General features: G+C 41.7%; 18 protein-coding genes. 7 read left to right on the plus strand and 11 right to left on the minus strand.

The features are described from left to right. Positions 1-505 precede the first annotated feature (505 nt). The 3 genes from PHAL_RS0112890 to PHAL_RS0112900 are packed head-to-tail and all read right to left on the minus strand — an operon-like array spanning position 506 to position 2,326. Complete coding sequence (locus tag PHAL_RS0112890; protein WP_016708831.1) at positions 506-1,141, minus strand: hypothetical protein; 636 nt, start codon at positions 1,139-1,141, stop codon at positions 506-508. Then, positions 1,128-1,679 (minus strand): RNA polymerase sigma factor, encoded by a 552-nt coding sequence (locus tag PHAL_RS0112895; RefSeq protein WP_016708832.1) that lies wholly within the window; start codon positions 1,677-1,679, stop codon positions 1,128-1,130. Before PHAL_RS0112895 ends, PHAL_RS0112890 begins: the two co-directional genes overlap by 14 nt. 8 nt (positions 1,680-1,687) lie before the next feature. Next, positions 1,688-2,326: an energy transducer TonB gene (locus PHAL_RS0112900; RefSeq protein ID WP_016708833.1), complete on the minus strand. Its 639-nt coding sequence runs from the start codon at positions 2,324-2,326 to the stop codon at positions 1,688-1,690. 313 nt (positions 2,327-2,639) lie between these two features. Here PHAL_RS0112900 and PHAL_RS0112905 point away from each other — a divergent pair, with 313 nt between their 5' ends. The 5 genes from PHAL_RS0112905 to PHAL_RS0112925 all read left to right on the plus strand — a co-directional run bounded on the left by PHAL_RS0112905 (position 2,640) and on the right by PHAL_RS0112925 (position 7,032). Then, positions 2,640-4,385 (plus strand): potassium/proton antiporter, encoded by a 1,746-nt coding sequence (locus PHAL_RS0112905; RefSeq protein ID WP_016708834.1) that lies wholly within the window; start codon positions 2,640-2,642, stop codon positions 4,383-4,385. A 104-nt stretch (positions 4,386-4,489) separates the two neighbouring features. Then, positions 4,490-4,996 (plus strand): DUF3087 domain-containing protein, encoded by a 507-nt coding sequence (locus tag PHAL_RS0112910; protein ID WP_016708835.1) that lies wholly within the window; start codon positions 4,490-4,492, stop codon positions 4,994-4,996. An 85-nt stretch (positions 4,997-5,081) separates the two neighbouring features. Further along, positions 5,082-5,297, plus strand: coding sequence for a TIGR02450 family Trp-rich protein (locus PHAL_RS0112915; RefSeq protein WP_016708836.1), 216 nt, complete (start codon positions 5,082-5,084; stop codon positions 5,295-5,297). Between the two features lie 49 nt (positions 5,298-5,346). Continuing rightward, entirely contained in the window at positions 5,347-5,799 is a 453-nt protein-coding gene (locus tag PHAL_RS0112920; RefSeq protein WP_016708837.1) for a low molecular weight protein-tyrosine-phosphatase, read from the plus strand. Positions 5,800-5,973: 174 nt separating this feature from the next. Next, positions 5,974-7,032, plus strand: coding sequence for an endonuclease/exonuclease/phosphatase family protein (locus PHAL_RS0112925; RefSeq protein ID WP_050901585.1), 1,059 nt, complete (start codon positions 5,974-5,976; stop codon positions 7,030-7,032). Positions 7,033-7,088: 56 nt separating this feature from the next. Here the strand turns inward: PHAL_RS0112925 and PHAL_RS0112930 are convergent, their stop codons facing one another. After that, on the minus strand, positions 7,089-7,685 hold the full coding sequence (locus PHAL_RS0112930; protein ID WP_016708839.1) for a rhomboid family intramembrane serine protease: 597 nt from the start codon (positions 7,683-7,685) through the stop codon (positions 7,089-7,091). A gap of 99 nt (positions 7,686-7,784) precedes the next feature. After that, entirely contained in the window at positions 7,785-8,468 is a 684-nt protein-coding gene (locus tag PHAL_RS0112935; RefSeq protein ID WP_016708840.1) for a type 1 glutamine amidotransferase domain-containing protein, read from the minus strand. Between the two features lie 143 nt (positions 8,469-8,611). Between PHAL_RS0112935 and PHAL_RS0112940 the strand changes: the two genes are divergently transcribed. Next, positions 8,612-9,535, plus strand: a complete 924-nt coding sequence (locus tag PHAL_RS0112940) for a LysR family transcriptional regulator (protein ID WP_016708841.1) — start codon at positions 8,612-8,614, stop codon at positions 9,533-9,535. A gap of 2 nt (positions 9,536-9,537) precedes the next feature. On the opposite strand, the gene PHAL_RS0112945 is transcribed toward PHAL_RS0112940, so the two are convergent. The 5 genes from PHAL_RS0112945 to PHAL_RS0112965 form a co-directional block, all read right to left on the minus strand. Then, positions 9,538-10,272, minus strand: coding sequence for a dienelactone hydrolase family protein (locus PHAL_RS0112945; protein WP_016708842.1), 735 nt, complete (start codon positions 10,270-10,272; stop codon positions 9,538-9,540). Between the two features lie 81 nt (positions 10,273-10,353). Beyond that, complete coding sequence (locus tag PHAL_RS0112950; protein ID WP_016708843.1) at positions 10,354-11,580, minus strand: glycerophosphodiester phosphodiesterase family protein; 1,227 nt, start codon at positions 11,578-11,580, stop codon at positions 10,354-10,356. Between the two features lie 27 nt (positions 11,581-11,607). Continuing rightward, on the minus strand, positions 11,608-12,468 hold the full coding sequence (locus PHAL_RS0112955; RefSeq protein WP_016708844.1) for a carboxylate/amino acid/amine transporter: 861 nt from the start codon (positions 12,466-12,468) through the stop codon (positions 11,608-11,610). Positions 12,469-12,550: 82 nt separating this feature from the next. After that, on the minus strand, positions 12,551-14,683 hold the full coding sequence (locus tag PHAL_RS0112960) for a M3 family metallopeptidase (RefSeq protein ID WP_016708845.1): 2,133 nt from the start codon (positions 14,681-14,683) through the stop codon (positions 12,551-12,553). A gap of 258 nt (positions 14,684-14,941) precedes the next feature. Continuing rightward, positions 14,942-15,151, minus strand: a complete 210-nt coding sequence (locus tag PHAL_RS0112965; protein WP_016708846.1) for a hypothetical protein — start codon at positions 15,149-15,151, stop codon at positions 14,942-14,944. 180 nt (positions 15,152-15,331) lie between these two features. Between PHAL_RS0112965 and PHAL_RS0112970 the strand changes: the two genes are divergently transcribed. Next, positions 15,332-16,201 carry a mechanosensitive ion channel family protein gene (locus PHAL_RS0112970; RefSeq protein WP_016708847.1) on the plus strand — a complete coding sequence of 290 codons (870 nt, stop codon included), beginning with the start codon at positions 15,332-15,334 and terminating at the stop codon, positions 16,199-16,201. A gap of 85 nt (positions 16,202-16,286) precedes the next feature. Here PHAL_RS0112970 and PHAL_RS0112975 read toward each other — a convergent pair whose 3' ends face one another. Next, positions 16,287-16,835, minus strand: coding sequence for an HdeD family acid-resistance protein (locus PHAL_RS0112975; protein WP_016708848.1), 549 nt, complete (start codon positions 16,833-16,835; stop codon positions 16,287-16,289). Positions 16,836-16,936 lie beyond the last annotated feature (101 nt).

The raw sequence follows: 16,936 nt of genomic DNA on the forward strand, positions 1-16,936 counted from the left end.
GCGCTTCGCTGCACCGAGAATGAAAAACGATGGCTTTGTGCGGCGGGCGACGAGCTACGGATTAGTCGTAGGCGCTGAGCTTGCTAGCGCGTGTGTTTGTAGCTTGGTTTAAATTGTAGGTCGCCCTTTAGGGCGAGAAAGTGAATTTCACCACGGAAGGCGCAGAAGCGCTTCGCTACACTGAGGTTAGTTATTGTTGTAGGAGCAGGCTTCAGCCACGCAGGGTTTAACTCCAATGTAAGGGTTAACCACCGTAGGCGCTGAGCTTGCTGGCGCATGCATTTTGTAGGTTGGGCTTTAGCCCAAAAGTTGTATCACTGTAGCTGATGTTTTTTGCTGCTAACTTTTCACACATATTGTCGGGATAAATCCGCGACCTACATTAAAAACCTTATTCAAGGTTTAGGTTGCTGGCAGCAACCAAGGGGCGGCTGCTACCGGCCTTTGCGTTTCTCTTTTGTGTAGCGCGCAGCGCCTCTGTGGCCTCTGGCCTCAGTGGTAAAAATCACCCCCTACACATCTTAACCCCATCTCCTGCATGCTTGAGTGCAATAATCTGGCCTTGGCTGTTGTGGGCCATGGCGAGCATGTCGCCTTTTACAATATCACTTGCTACGGCGTGTTTGGTTTTTAAGCTATTCAATAACGAGTCTTTTATTTGAATGAGGACTTCGCTGTGGCAGCTGGCGATGTACCAGTCGTTGTCTACTTTAACTAATTGGCCGTATTCAATATAGCGCTGTTGGTGTAGGCGCAGGTCGGCGGCGAGCTTGTTGTCGAGTTGTTGTTTTTGGCTTGTTATTTCACTTGAATAACTGCCAGCATTATCTACTTGGTGAACCTCTATAAAGTGGTAATTGTTTTGCTGAGCGATAAAGGTGCTGTTAAGTGTGAGTTGTTCCGCGGTGTTATCTGTGTTGTTATCTGTTGTGGTAAACATGGTAAAGCCTAGTACCACTAATGCGCAGGCGAGGCCGGTCATTTGTAGGGGCAATAAAAATTTTGCTGGTTGCTTATTGGCGTTTTCATTGGGTATTTTAGTAAACATTGCCTGTTGCTCGGGCGTAAGCGTGTGGCGTTTTTTACGTTCACTAAAATGCTGTTCAAGTTGTTGCTCAAACTGCTCGTTATGCTTTTTCATCAAAGCCTCCCAATAATGTTTTTAAGTTCTGTTTTGCATAACGTAGCCGCGTTTTTACGGTTTCATGATTGCTTTGCGTGATCTGTTGTATGTCTTCAAGCGAAAAGCCTTCTTGTTGCAGGCTGAGTGCTTCGCGTTGTACAAAGCTCAGTTGCATTAACGCTTTATCAAAAGCGGCATAATCAAATTTTTGCTCAGTTCTCAGTGGGGCTATCGCGGTGTCGTCTTCTAGTTCAACAAAGCGCTGTTGTTTACGATATTCATCAATCAACGCATTGCGGGCAAGGCGAAACAGCCAGGCTTTTGGGTTGTTTTGACCTTGATAGTGGTGGCGTTTTTCCATCACTTTTAACCAGGTTTGCTGGCTGATATCAAAGGCGAGTTGCTCGTTACTTTGGGTGACTAAGTAATGATACAAATCGTTGCCAAACAAGGTGACGAGTTTAGTTAAGTGACGGTTGTCGCCACTTTTTGCGTAGTCAGCCAAGTAATCGTCGCTTGGCTGACTGATAAACCATGATTTTAAGCTTGTAAGCATAGGCACCCTTATTGCGTTTGGTCTAACTTAAAATCAAGTTGTACGCTTTGCCCCGTTTGTATTTGTGCTACGCCATCAATCACTTTTGGGCGGTATTTCCAGCGCTTTATTGCCCGTAGTGCTTCACGGTCGAATATGCGTTTTGGTTCTGCGTTTGTGACTTGTGCATCAATTACTTCACCTGTCTGAGACACATTAAAGCTTAATTGTACCCAGCCTTCAATGCCTTCTCGCGCGGCAATCGGTGGATATTTAGGATTTATACGCACTATTGGGGTGGCATCCCCTGTAGGGCGTTGTAAGTTTGCTTGTATACCTGTGCCTATTTCACCAATGCTGATATCCGGTGTTATTGCGGTGGTTATTATATTGGTATCTGTGCTTGGCGGTGTACGCGGGGGCACTTTTGGTGGTGTTTGCATTTTCGGCGGCGGTGGCAGGGTTTGCTTTTGTTGTACCTTAGAGTCCTCTGGGGCTTGGAATATTTCTACAATAATGTTGTCACCGGAAATGTTTGCTGCGCGTTGCTCGCCACTGATCAAATATTGCATAAATGCAAATGCAGCAAATGTCATTGCGGCACCACCAACGATGGCAGTGGATGTTTTTAATGTATGGTGAGTGTGTGGTAAATCGACTGTTTGCATGAGCAAATCCTTAAGTCACTTATGATGTATTTATCTTTAAAACGTGCGGTAAATATAAAAGGGGTGAAATATTTTAAAAAATTTAATTGCGCTGCAAAGTGGCGTTATCAACAAGGAGGAATTTATAGTGACTAGCGAGTTGTAATTGTATTTTTTCATTGTTTTCATTGACCTCAAAAAACAAATACGCGTTTTATTTATAAATAAATTAAAATAATGGACGCTTTTTGAGTTATTGTATGCACTGGACTTTCAAATCATTTTTAGTTGGCTATTTTAATTTTCCATTTATGTAAGGTTGTAAATTCATCGTATGTTTGTAATTGACAATATCATTCTTGTTAGTGCCATTTTGATTCTTTTTGGTGTGATATCGAGCAAGTTATCTGCACGTGTCGGCTTACCTGTGCTGGTGCTGTTTTTATTAGTCGGCATGCTTGCTGGTGAAGACGGTATTGCCGGTATTTCATTTGATAATGCCGAGGCTGCGCACGCTTTAGGTACGTTAGCGCTTGCTATTATTTTGTTCGATGGGGGATTGCAAACTCCGATCAGCTCGATTAAACAAGTCTGGAAACCCGCATCAGCTTTAGCGACTGTGGGCGTGTTACTGACCGCAGTGATAACCGGTGCTGTGGCAACCTATATTTTAGACCTTCCTGTGCTGCAAGGTATTTTGTTAGGGGCAATTGTTGGCTCTACTGATGCGGCTGCCGTTTTTGCCTTGTTGCGAAGTGCGGGCATTCATTTAAATAAAAAGCTTAAGTCTACCCTCGAAATAGAAAGTGCCTCCAATGACCCTATGGCTATCTTTTTAACTGTTGGCTTGTTAGAGGTGTTAGTTAACAAAATGACGTTTGGAGGCGACTTGCTGTTGTTATTTGTGCAGCAAATGGGGGTAGGTGCGCTGTGTGGTGTGTTAATTGGTAAACTGGCGACTTGGTTTATCAATCGCATTAAGCTAAATACATCAGGTTTGTATTTAGTGATGGTAACAGCTTTTGGTTTGTTATCATTTGGTTTATCTGCCTCATTAGGCGGTAGCGGCTTTTTAGCTGTGTTTATTACGGGTGTTATTTTAGGTAATAGTGAGTTTGTATATAAACGCAGTATTTTTCTATTTCATGATGGTTTAGCGTGGTTAGGTCAAATTACCATGTTTGTGGTGTTAGGATTATTGATTAATCCATCTTCATTATTGGATGTATGGTTAGAAGGGTTATTTATAGCGTTTGCGTTAATTTTTATTGCAAGACCTCTGGCTGTAGCGCCAATTTTAAAGTTATTTGGCTTTAATAATCGAGAAACCATGTTTGTGTCTTGGGTAGGATTACGGGGATCTGTGCCTATCATTTTAGCAATATTCCCCCTGCTTTTTGGTCTGCCGGGCGCGGAGCTTATTTTTAATGTAGTATTTTTTGTGGTGTTAATTTCAGCAACCCTACAAGGGGCTAGCATGCCTTGGATTGCGAAAAAGTTAGGGTTGGTTGAGCCGCCACCTGTTGTAGCCGCCGCTAAACTTGAGATTACCGCTTTAAATGAAATAGATATAGAAATTGTAGAGTATACGCTAAGTGATGCTTCGCGCGTAGTTGGCAGGCGTTTATCTCGCGCGGCATTACCGGAGAGTGTGGTAGTGGCAATGATCACACGAGGGTCGTCAACTATTCCACCTAGAGGCTCTACAGTACTTAAATCACAAGATCACTTATTTGTTGTACTCAAACCTTACAATCGACCTTTTGTGGATTTGGTATTTGCTGCAACAGATGCAACACATCAACAAGAAAACCATTTAGCTAAAAATGAGTTAAGAGTGAAAGGCGTTACTTTAGTCGGCGATATTTTCTATTCGTATAATATGAAAATAGAGGCGCCTGAAAAACTCAGTTTAGAAGAGCTAATTAATCAAAAATTAACACCGCCACTATGTAAAGGCGCGATTGTGGTGATCAATAATGTGCAGCTAAGGGTTATTACTATGGTGAATACCCGCATTGTTACGATTGGTTTAAAGTATATCAACCCTAAAGAGCAAGAGCTGATAGTTAACCCCTAAGATGCAGGTGTTTAATCAGAAGTTTTAAAAAAGTTTCGTCATTGTTTGCCTGCATTGGCTACAATGGCGGCTCTGGATTTTGGTTTTTATTTTATTAGGCAGTTATGCAACTTATTCAAATTGATAAAGCACGTTATCGTAAGCATTTAAACCGCGTTATTATTGGCTGTGGTTTGGCACTAGCCGCGGGCAGTTTAGCTATTTCGCAATCTTTGATAGCCTTGTTTCCAGATGAAAGTGGCAGTCATTTCCATTGGAATTTATTGGGTGTAATCATCACCAGTATTAGTATTGGCTGGGCGCTGAATAAATACCGCACACATGATTACATGACTGAGGTTGTGTATGTGTGGGAGTTAAAACAAGCACTTAATAAAATTACTCGGAAAATGGCTAAGCTAAAAGCTGCAGGTCGTGAGGGGGATCCACAAGCACTTTTGGCGATTCATTACAGTTATGCCGGCTCACGGTTATTGTGGCAGTTAGACGATAACACTATCACCATGGATGAGCTGGCAATCAAACAAGCGGAGCTTGATAGTGTGGCTGCTAAGTTTAATGTGACGCTTAATGCAGATGACTACGACGAAGCAATTTTAAAGCAGTATTAAAATAATCTATCGAACATAAACTTAACCAGCACTATAAACGTATAACAAATACAATTAATTATTGAAAAAGCTTATAGCGCAGCTCATGAATAAAATAACACCTAAGAAATTGCTCAACAGTAAATGGACTGCTGTTTCACCAGTGAATAAAGAAAAGCATTTTATCATCATTGAAATGGACTTTGATGAAGAAGGCATTGTTTTAAGCTGTGTGATTGAAGCGGTAATGTCTAAGCGCCAAGTTGCAATTGATTGGCGGGATTTAAAAGATCAGCAACGTTGGTTACAGGGCTGGCAATAATAAGTATTTTGAGTAAAGCTAGAGACATGGAGCTTACTAAGGTTTAACAATGAAAAAAATATTGGTGGTGTGTTTAGGTAATATTTGTCGTTCACCAACAGCTGAAGCTATGCTTCGTGCTAAAGCGATGCAGCAAGGGGTGACTCTTGAAATAGATTCTGCTGGGACGGCGGCTTATCACTGTGGCAATCCTCCAGATAAACGATCACAAGCTGCGGCTTTAAAACGTAATTACAGTTTTAAAGGGATCCGTGCTCGTCAAGTACAGCAACATGACTTTGAATATTTTGACTTGATTTTAGCGGCTGATAAACAAAACCTTGCAGACTTAGTGGCGCAATGTCCGGCACACTTACAGTATAAACTTGCGCTGTTTTTAAGTTATGGCTCATCTGCAATTGATGAAATTCCCGATCCTTACTACGGCGGCGAACAAGGTTTTGAACAGGTCCTCGATTTAATTGAAAATGCCTGCGATGCAATAATAAACAAGCTGGGCTGACGTTATATTCAAATAAACATTGCTCGCCTTGCTAATTTGCATTTACAACAGACGGCTTGGCGAAGTTGTTGGTTTTGCGGTAATTTTGGCTTTGTATAATTAAGTAGGATTTTTGTTATCACTAATCATGTTGCACACCAACAATCGCAACTTACCGCAGATCCCACGACAGCGATTGAGCCAGTAGAGGTCGAAAATAGCCAATTAAAAATTGCCACATTTAACTTATTTAATTACCTTGAGCCGCCTAATGCGTTTTATGAATTTGAGCGTATTTATAGTGCGCAGCAGTGGGCTAAAAAGCAGCGCTGGATAGTTGATTACTTAACTGAGTTTCAGCCTGATGTAATTGGCTTTCAAGAAGTATTTAGCATTGAGTCACTAAAAGCACTATTACATAAAGCAGGTTATCACTACTTTGCGGTGGTTGATGAGCCACAAGTGATTGATGAGTTTATTTATAAACGTCCGGTGGTGGCGATAGCTTCTCGTTTTGCAATTAGCGAAGTGGCTGCTGTACAACATGACGCAGAGCTTGCGCACATAATGGGGCTTAGCGCTGACTTTACGTTTAGCCGTAAAGTGCTCAGGGCCACACTTATTATGCCGCATATTGGCGATGTTGATTGTTATGTGGTGCATTTTAAATCTAAACGGCCGTTGCTCGAAGTTGAGCAAAACAACCAATTAGCACCAGAGCAGAATATTATTGCCCACTTAAAAGCAGATATTGCTGGTGGCTGGGGCTCTACGATTCAGCGCGGCAGCGAAGCAACCTTATTGATGCTTGAAATGATTAAGCGGCGCGAAGACACACAAAACCCTATGCTGCTAATGGGGGATTTTAATAATAATTTAATCGATGGCGTATTGAGCCACTTACTCACCGATTCACTGCGTTTTGCCCCAGCGTTTGACAGTAAAACCTACCTTGCAAAATATTGCTTAAACGATGCGTGGGATTTATTTATAAAGTCGCGGCTAAGCGATCCAGAGCAAAATCAACAAACAGTCGAGCTTAAACGCACGCCAACCCATTATTTTGGCGCCAGCAGCTCAGTACTAGATTATATTTTGTTATCTTGTGAGTTTGATGCAAGTTACGACGATAGCTTTTATGAGGTGAGTGAACACCATACTTATGACCGTCACTTGATCAACCCTGAGTTTGAGCGTGACGACCAAAGTACTGACCATGGCGTGGTAATGATCACCTTAACGCTGCGCTGTTAAGCCACCACATTTTTATATTGTTAGGGTGCGTTGCTTTATCTTGCGCATCACTAACTTTACAATTTATATGCTTCGTTTTTCTTATCTTTTTTTGCTAATAAATAGCCGATAATAATCCCTGCTAGTGCGCCAAAAAAGTGGCTTTCAAATGACACATGGGGGCGCTGTGGTAGTACACCCCAAATTAAGCCACTGTATAAAAATACCACCACAACACTAATCGCGATGGCTTTAAATGAGCGATGCATAATGCCGTAACAAATCAAAAAGCCCCATAAACCATAAAGTACGCCACTTAGCCCAACATGAATATTACTACGGCCAAATAGCCAAACTAATAAGCCACCTACAATTGCAGTGAAAATAAACACCAGCCAAAAGCGTTTTACACTGTACTGGCAAACCAGCCAGCCAAGTACTGCGAATGGGATTAAATTACTGATCAAATGTGCCCAGCCACCATGTAAAAACGGCGCGAAGAAAATCCCGCTTAAGCCGCTTAAATTACGTGGGAATATACCTAGGCCATTTAGGTTAATACCGGGTAAGCTATTAATTACTTGTAATAAGGCACACAGTAAAATAATGCCAATGATTGTAAAGCGTTTACTGGTGAGCGGTGGGATGCTTAAAGAACTTTTTTGATTTGCCATACATAAGCTTAAATTGAAAGTGAGTGTGGGTGAGTATACCTATCTTAATACTTAAATGAAAAGCCTTACCCAGTGGGCAAGGCTTTAGCAAATATAGGTTTAGCCTAATTTAGTAAGTAGCTTTTTAGCGGCAAGTTCGGAGCTGGCAGGGTTTTGACCTGTGATCAGTAAACCATCTTCTAATGCGAGTACGCCCCAATCATCGGTTTTTTGATAGTCGCCACCTTTTTTAATCAGTTCGTCTTCAACGAGTAAAGGCACTATATCAGTCAGTTGCACGGCGGCTTCTTCACTATTACTAAAGCCGGTGACTTTTTTGCCTGCCACAAGTGCTGTGCCATCTGAGTTCTTCGCATTCAAAAATACTGCACTTGCATGGCACACACCTGCAACAGGTTTTTGCGTATTGATAAAGTCTTCAATCAGTGCAATTGAGTCAGCATTGTCAACCAAATCCCATAATGGACCGTGACCGCCTGGGTAAAATACAGCGTCAAAATCACTGGCATTTACATCGCTAAGTGCTTTGGTATTGGCCATCAGTGTTTGTGCTGCACTGTCGTTATCAAAGCGTTTCGTGGCCTCGGTTGCAGCATCCGGTGCGGCGCTATTAGGATCGATCGGTGGTTGTCCGCCTTTTACTGATGCAAGGGTAACTTCGGCACCGGCATCAATAAATGCGTAATACGGGGCGGCAAATTCTTCGACCCAAAAGCCCGTTTTATGGCCTGTATCGCCAAGTTCAGCATGAGAGGTGAGAACCATAAGTATTTTTTTAGCCATAACCATATTCCTTCTGATGAATTAAATTGTTAAGTGTATCTGTAATTACTATATGCATTAAGATAACTTTAAACAACGATGATAAATTTGACTTTATTGATTTAAAAATTGATACAATTGTGCGGTTGAATTTAGGAGTTGGTATGAAGGTTTCGTTTGAACAGCTAAAAAGTATGGTGGTGTTTGCACAAATTGTTGAGCAGGGCAGTTTAACGGCGGCAGCAAAACAGCTGGGGTTAACGCGCGCGGTAGCAAGTTATCACTTAAAAAAGCTTGAAACCCAACTTGAAGTCAGCTTATTAAATCGCTCAACCCGAACCATGGCGTTAACTGAAGCGGGAATTGCCTACTATGAGCGGTGCCGAGTTATTACTGAGCAAGCAAATGCCGCTAATCAACAAATTGAGAATATTAAAAATGAGCCTCAGGGGTTGTTAAAAATAAGCTGCCCGGTGAATGTCGGCATGCAGCTTATAGTTCCTGCTATCAACGATTTTAAGCGCCAGTACCCTAAAATTGATATTGATTTACAACTCAACGATGAAGTTATTGATATTATTAAAAATGGTTTTGATTTTGCGATACGTGGCGTGGCACTTGATGATTCAAACTTACACGCCACAAAGCTAACTGTAATGAGTACCTGTATTTGTGGGTCACCAGATTATTTTGCGCACTTTGGTAAGCCAAAAACGCCAGAGCAACTGCAAGCGCATAAATGGGTGGTATATCAACTCGGCAGTAAAACATTAACCTTGCAAAAAAATGGTAAAAAATACAGCCTGACTATGAAAGGTGATTTAAGTACCAATAATGCCGCAGCACGTACCGCTTTTGTTGAGGCAGGACATGGCATCGGGCGCATTCCTCTTTATGATGCTTGGCCTAAAGTGCAGGCGGGTTCACTCGAAATAGTCTTAGATGATTATAAAAGTAAAGACATTGAACTTTATGGCGTATTTCCACCAGGTGGCGCGGGATCTAAAAAGCTGCGATTATTTATTGATTACTTAAAAAATTACTTTATAAAAAAGCATACCGCATTGGGTATGCTTAAAAAGAATTAACTTTACAAAGTCCGGCTAAATAACGCCACAGCTTGTTGGTACATAGCAATAGCAAGGGCTGGATCGTAACGATCTCCTTCATCGCGCATAAATGCATGTTGCGCGTTTACTTCTTGCCATTGGTAGTTTATGCCTGTGGCTACAACGTGTTGATAAATTTTGGCGCGGCCTTCTTGTGGTACATGCGGGTCTTGCTTACCCCAAATAAAGTGAATTTCACCTTGAATATCGGCCATGCGTTCAAACGAGTTATTACCAGCTTGTGCTGGGAGTGTATCGCTATGAATATCGGTGGCGTATAAGCAAAATGCCGCTTTTATTGCTGGGTTTAACGCCGCGCGATAAGCTAAGTGACCACCAATACACACACCCATAGCACCCACTGAGCCGGTGCAATAACTTTGCGTTTGGGCAAAATCGATTAATGCTTGGGTGTCGCTGTCGTGGGATTCAAGGGGCTTTGCCCATTTATCGGCATTGCCTTTGTCTTTACCTGCGTCATCGTAGGCCAACACAGTGCCAATAGGGTTTAGTTCATGAAACACTTCAGGCACCAGCACCACAAAACCATGGCCTGCTAAAATAGCGGCACTGCGTGCTATTGGCGCAGTTTGTTGGAAAATTTCAGAGTAAAAAATAATCGCGGGAAACTGTCCATCCGCTTGAGGGCGGTAAACGCTGGTACGCATAGTACCCGTTGCAGTTGCGATATCATGGCTTTGGTGCGAAATGATCATAATGAGCCTTTATTCTAAAAAAGCTCATCATAACCTAGCGCTCAGTGCTAAACGAGTGATCTGAATTGAAAAAATCTAACTTTAGATACTCGCAGGCATGTTGTTACAGCTGGCGTAGTAACTGACAGTCGCTGGCCAGTCTGAGAAAATCGCCATCACGCCGACATCTTTGGCTAGCACATCAACCACCTTCATCATGTCGCCATCGTTATTGATCACTTCACTGACTGATTGGTAGTAATAACCGCCGCCATTGACAAGCGGCCCAGAGCGCTCAAGGCTCCAAGCAATCAACTTTAGTCCAGCTGCTTTGGCGGCTAACGCATATTGCGATGGCACAATATTGTTATACTCATCAACGGCTAACAACATCCAAATAGGGGGAGCAAGAATGCGTACACCATCGTTATAAAGCGCGGTCATGCTAGGTTGCCACGTATCAGGATCATTTGGGTCAAGTTGTGATGTTTCGTCGCGGCCATCTAAGTAAACACTGTTATTAGCAAACTCCGGGTTTTGCTCTATCCAGTACTTTACGTCAGCAAGATTAAATGATTGTGGATAAACGCGCTCATTCGGTACATTTTGCTCTGTGTATTCATCGAGCATTTTTTGTGCATATTGCGCTTGAGTAAAACCATTAAACGGCATGCTTACTTGCGGTGCTTTGAGCTCAGGAGTCATTTTTACGCCTAATTGCTTAAACAAGGCAATACTTTGTTTGTGGCTCATTAATGTGCCATTGCTAGCGTATAAGTCGGTGCGCCAATTAGGCGTGCCATTTAAATATTCATCAACTGTTATTGCTTGGTTGTTTGCGCCATCCATCTTGCCTTTTAGGGTTAAAAATTCGGCAAGGGTGATATCGCTGGTACAGCATTTTGCTTGAGCCAGTTGGCCGTTTTTTGCAGGCTTAAATGGCACGCTGCATTTAGCAGCAAGCTCTGGCACCGCTAAAATATTAGTGGTGGTGTGTAAATCACATTGAGAGTGGCGGCAAACCAGTTCTTGGTCTTTAGTAAAGGCCACATCGCACTCTAAAACACCTGCGCCCATACGCGCTGCTGCAAGGTATGACTCTTTAGTGTGCTCAGGGTACTGCATTGGCGCACCACGGTGACCAATGGCAAAGTCTGTACGATAAAAAGGTCCTTCGCTGCATGCTTGTAATTGCGTTTTCAGCGCGCTGGGCTGCATAGTGTTAATAAGATAATAAGGCCGAGTGCCAACTTGAACAGTACTACTTTGTGGCGTTTGGCTACAGGCGCTTAGTAATATAATCAGTAATGTACAAACTAGTAATTTCATAACACCCTCACATTTGTTTGCATTAGTTTAGGCTTTATTTATGGCATTTCTATTAAGGTACTGATTTAACAGCAGTGCTAAAACAATAATAGCGCCACCAATACTCAGTTTTACAAGATCGGCATCGCGATTCCAAATAACCACATTAACTAAAATACCCGCAGGGATCAGCAAATTATTCATCACCGCAAGGCCGCCTACATTGACCTGTGTAGCGCCTTTATTCCAAGCAAAATAGCCTAAACCCGATGCAATGCTACCAAGGTAAATAAGGATACCCCATTGGGTTGTTGTAGTTGGAAGTTTAGTTGTATCACCAAATAATAAAAAACAGATGCTAGCAACAATTAAAGCGCCGACAAAAAACCAGCCAAACACGCTTTGCTGCGGGATATTTCGGTTTGCCATTAAACGTTTGTAGGTCACTTGTCCTGTGGCAAAACACAGGTTGGCGGCTTGCACCAGTAGTAGCCCTGTCAAAAAGTTTTCATCAATACCTTGGTAACGAATAGCTACAGCGCCAACTATTGCCAATAGGGCCACAAATAAAAACTGTGGATTAAAACGTTGTTCAATCACATCGTTTAATAGCGCAATATACAGTGGCGTCATTACCGTAAATAACAGTACTTCAGGCACGCTAAGGTATAAAAATGAATGGTAATAAAAACCATACATAGCACCCAGTTGCACCGCACCAATCAACATCAATTTAGCAATGAGTTTTGGCGCTATACCACGGTATTTTATAAAGGGTAAAAACACGAGGGTTGCTAAAGCAACACGCATTAAAACGCTAAACCAAGCATCAACTTGGCCTGCTAAATACACGCCAATTAAACTAAATGAAAAAGCCCATAGTAGGGTGGTTGCAAACAGGTAGGTCATGGTTTTTATTTGAGTGATTTTAAAACTTCACTATAACAAAAAGCCCGCAACAGTGTGCGGGCTTTTTTAACGCAGGCTTATTTTATTCCACTAAACCGCGGCGCTTAAGCAGGGCGTCTGTGGTTGGCTTTTGACCTCTGAACTCAATGTAGCTTTGCATTAAGTCGCGGCTGTTGCCTTTTGATAAAATCTCTTTACGGAAGTTATCACCGTTCTCACGAGTAAGGCCACCTTCTTCGGTCATGTGAGCAAAGGCATCGGCTGCAAATACTTCAGTCCAAAGATAAGCGTAGTAACCAGCTGAGTAGCCGCCAGCAAAAGTATGGCTAAAGTAGCAAGACTTATAACGCGGTGGTACTGGATAGTAAGCTATACCGTGTTTTTCCAGTGCTTCGTGCTCAAATTTTTGTACGTCTGTGATTTCAGCGTCAGAGCCAAATGAGTGCCACTCCATATCAAGTAATGCGGCAGCTAAGTATTCAGTGGTGCCAAAACCTTGATTGAAGTTTTGTGACTCAAGTACTTTTGCTAATAACTCTTTAGGAATAGGCTCGCCCGTTTTGTAGTGCTTAGCGTAATTGGCAAGTACTGTTGGTTCGATATTCCAATCTTCGTGTGCTTGTGAAGGGAATTCAACAAAGTCACGGGCAGTTGCAGTACCCGCAAGGCTTGGGTATTTAACATCAGAAAATAAACCATGCGCTGCATGACCAAATTCATGGAACATGGTGGTTACTTCAGAGAAGGTCATTAATGTTGGTTGACCTTCAGCTGGCTTAGGAATGTTCTGTGCGTTATAGATAACTGGTTTTGTGCCTTTAAGACCACTTTGACCAACGTACGAGCTCATCCATGCTCCGCCACGTTTACCTTCACGGGCATAAGGGTCCATGTAGAATAAGCCGATTGCGCTACCGTCTTCGTTAAAGACTTCAAAGACCATAACATCTTCATGGTATACAGGAAGATCTTTGCGCTCTTTGAAAGTGATGCCGTAGAGTTTTTCCATCGCGAAGAACATGCCGTCGTGGATCACTGATTGCATTTCAAAATAAGGTTTAACTAATGCAGGATCTAGGTCGTACTTAGCTTGGCGCACTTTTTCAGCGTAAAATGCCCAATCCCAAGGTTGTAATGCAAATGTATTGCCTTCTGCGTCAATTACTTTTTGAATCTCAGCAGCTTCTGCTTTGGCTTTGTTTACCGCTTTTGGTGCAAGGTCATCCAAAATGCCGTACACGTTGTCGGTGGTTTTAGCCATACGTGTGGTCATTACATATGACGCCCAATCTTTATACCCAAGTAACTCTGCTTTTTGGGCACGTAAATTAGTTTCTTTGATTATGATAGGGCCGTTAGTATTTTGTGCACGGGTAGCTGATGCTTTAAAAATACGTTCGCGTAGTTTGCGGTTTTCAAGGCTGCTTAAAATAGGTTGTTGCGTGGTGTTCACTAGCGTGATCATGTAGCCTTCTTTACCGGCTTTTTTAGCAGCAGCCGCTAGGCTTTCAATTTCGCCATCAGACAAACCTGCCAACTCGCTTTTATCTGTAACAAGTATTACATCTTCTTTGAATGACTTAAGAATATTTTGTGAAAACTCAGTTGATAACTTAGCAAGCTCAGCGTTGATCTCTCGCATTTTTGCTTTTTGCGTTTCGTTAAGTTTTGCACCTGCGTTGACAAACTTAGTGTAGTAAAACTCAACCAAACGTTGATCTTCAGCGTTTAAGCTTGCTTTGTTGTTATAAATGCTTTCAACACGTGAGAATAGTGCTTTATTTAAGTAGATATCATCTGAATGAGCCGATAATACTGGCGCCATTTTAGCGGCAATACGTTGGTATTCGCTATCTGAAATTAACCCCGATAAGTTATAAAATGCTGTTGATACACGATCAAGTAATTCGCCAGATAGCTCTAGTTCAACTAACGTATTTTTAAATGTTGCAGCAGCAGGATTGTTAGCAATGGCTGCAATTTGTGCTTTTTGCTCGGCAATACCAGCATCAAAAACGGGTTCGTAATCTTTAGTGCCAAACTTATCAAATTCTGGTGCCATGTACTGTAATGGGCTTGGCTGCATTAAAACATTATCAACACTAACAGTTTGTACTTGAGATGCGTTTTCTGGTGAGTCTGTTACTTGTTGTGAACTACAAGCCGATAATAATAAAGCGCTGGCGATAGTGCTAGCGATGAGAGATTTGCGCATAAGAGCTCCAATAAAAAATAAGCCTATCAACACAGATTAGGCGTTAAGCTTGTTAACTTAGCAAATTTTAGATTATATACAATAAAGTTTATCGGTTTAATGAGGGGGTTTAGCGCAAAATAAGTCATTTCCAGATAAAATATCCGAAAATATAAAAATAGTAGCTAAAATATAATTGCTTATATAAAAGCTACTGGTAGGTTGTTGTCATATTACTTAATGGGTAATTTTTTAAATAATGAATCATTTTGTATGAAATTAGTTGTAACCGAGTACAAACTTTTTTTCACTACCAAAGCTGGCTGGCTGCTGATGGCCAAACTCTTTATTAATACAATTTAGTGTATGCTCTTGCTCTGCAAGTACAGACAAAATTTTATTGCGATACGCAAGGCTTGATTCAAATAGTTGCAAATCAACTAATGGCTGCAACGTTGCTAGTTTTTGATTTAAAGTCAGTTGTGACATCATGGTGTTCCTCGTGCTTTATTTAAGCTTACAGTACTTATATAGCATTGCTTGTAAGAAAATGTTAATAATTTGTTCATAAAAAACATATTGAACTTTAACTTTTCCGTAAATGCTATTATGGCGTGCTAAACTTACTTAACCCTGAATAGGTCCAGTTTTATTTATTTTGGAAGATGTATGACATTAGAGTTAATCTCTCAGTATTTATCGTACGTAATTTTTAGCTATAACGACATTGAAATTACCGTGGCCAAAGTTATTCAAGTCCCATTGATACTGTTTGCAATGTGGTTTGTGGTTACTCGCATTGGTCGTTTAATTCGCAAAACATTGCTGGCGCGCAAAATGAACCCTGATGCGGTGCTGTTATTTACCCGTATCTATTTAGTATTAAGTATTGCGATATTAGTTTTTACTTCTTTAGAAGTGCTAAATATTCCCCTTACAGCATTTGCTTTTGTCTCTGGCGCTATTGCAATTGGGGTCGGGTTTGGCGCGCAAAATATCATTAATAACTTTATCAGCGGCTGGATCTTAATGTGGGAGCGGCCCATTCGTATTGGTGACTTTTTAGAAGTAGGAACGGCTAAAGGTGTGGTCGAAACGATTAATACTCGCTCAACTCGTATCCGCCGTAACGATGGTGTGCATATGTTGATCCCAAACAGCCAACTGCTCGAGAATACAGTAACTAACTGGACATTGATCGACCGTAATGCGCGTTCTTCGGTGAGTGTTGGAGTTGCTTATGGCTCAGATGTGCTACTAGTTGAACAACTAATTAAACAGGTATTAAGTGAACACCCAGCAATATTGCCCACTCCAGCATATTCAGTATTATTTGATGACTTTGCTGAGAGCTCTTTGGTCTTTAATGCCATCTTTTGGGTATGTGCAGAGTCAGAGAGCATGTTACGGCAAGTACGTAGTGATATTCGCTTTAGTATATATAAAGTGTTTGCAGAGCATAACGTTACGATTTCCTTCCCGCAGCGTGATATTCATATTGATGGTGAGATTGCCTTAACGCGACGACCATTAAAATAACGTAAATAGTGGTTAAGCAAAGCTTATTCACAAGATGATAAAAGTCGTTTATTACAACATGCAGTAAACGACTTTTTTGTATACGTTACTGCAGCTGCCCTATTTTCTTAAGCTTTAACGAGAACAGCACAATTAAGGCGCCAAACAGTACAGCATAAGTGGCTACTAACCAAAGTAGGGTATGGATCCCTGCACTTGGGTTAAAAATTAAATACAAGCCAAATAAAACCGATAGTGCACCAGTGATAATTAAAAGCCACTCACCAGAGATTTCAGCTCTTAGTTTAAGTGCGACAAAAATTTCAACCGCACCTATGGTAATGGCCCACGCAGCGACATAATAAAGCAATAATAGTGCGGTAACGTTGGGGGCAAACAGGGTAACAAGGCCAGCTATCACCGATAGCACACCACCGATGAGTAGCCAACGCCAGTAAGGGTTATTTTGTTTCGAGGTCCAAGCAACCCACACTCTAAGAATGCCATCGAATAAAAAATAGCCGGCAAAAAAAAGCAATATGATACTTAGCGAAGCGTTTGGTGCAAACCAAGTGATGACGCCAAAAATAATAGCAATTAAGCCGCGTATAAAGAGTACTGACCAGTTTTTTGAAAGTGTTGCGGTGAGATCCATCTTATTCCTTAGTGGTTGCGCTGAATTTAGTATTGTGGGCTAGCTCAATATATACGTTAGCTTGTGTCTACACTTAGGTCAAACTGATCGCTGATAAGATA

The organism is Pseudoalteromonas haloplanktis ATCC 14393, assembly GCF_000238355.1.
GTDB lineage: Bacteria > Pseudomonadota > Gammaproteobacteria > Enterobacterales > Alteromonadaceae > Pseudoalteromonas > Pseudoalteromonas haloplanktis.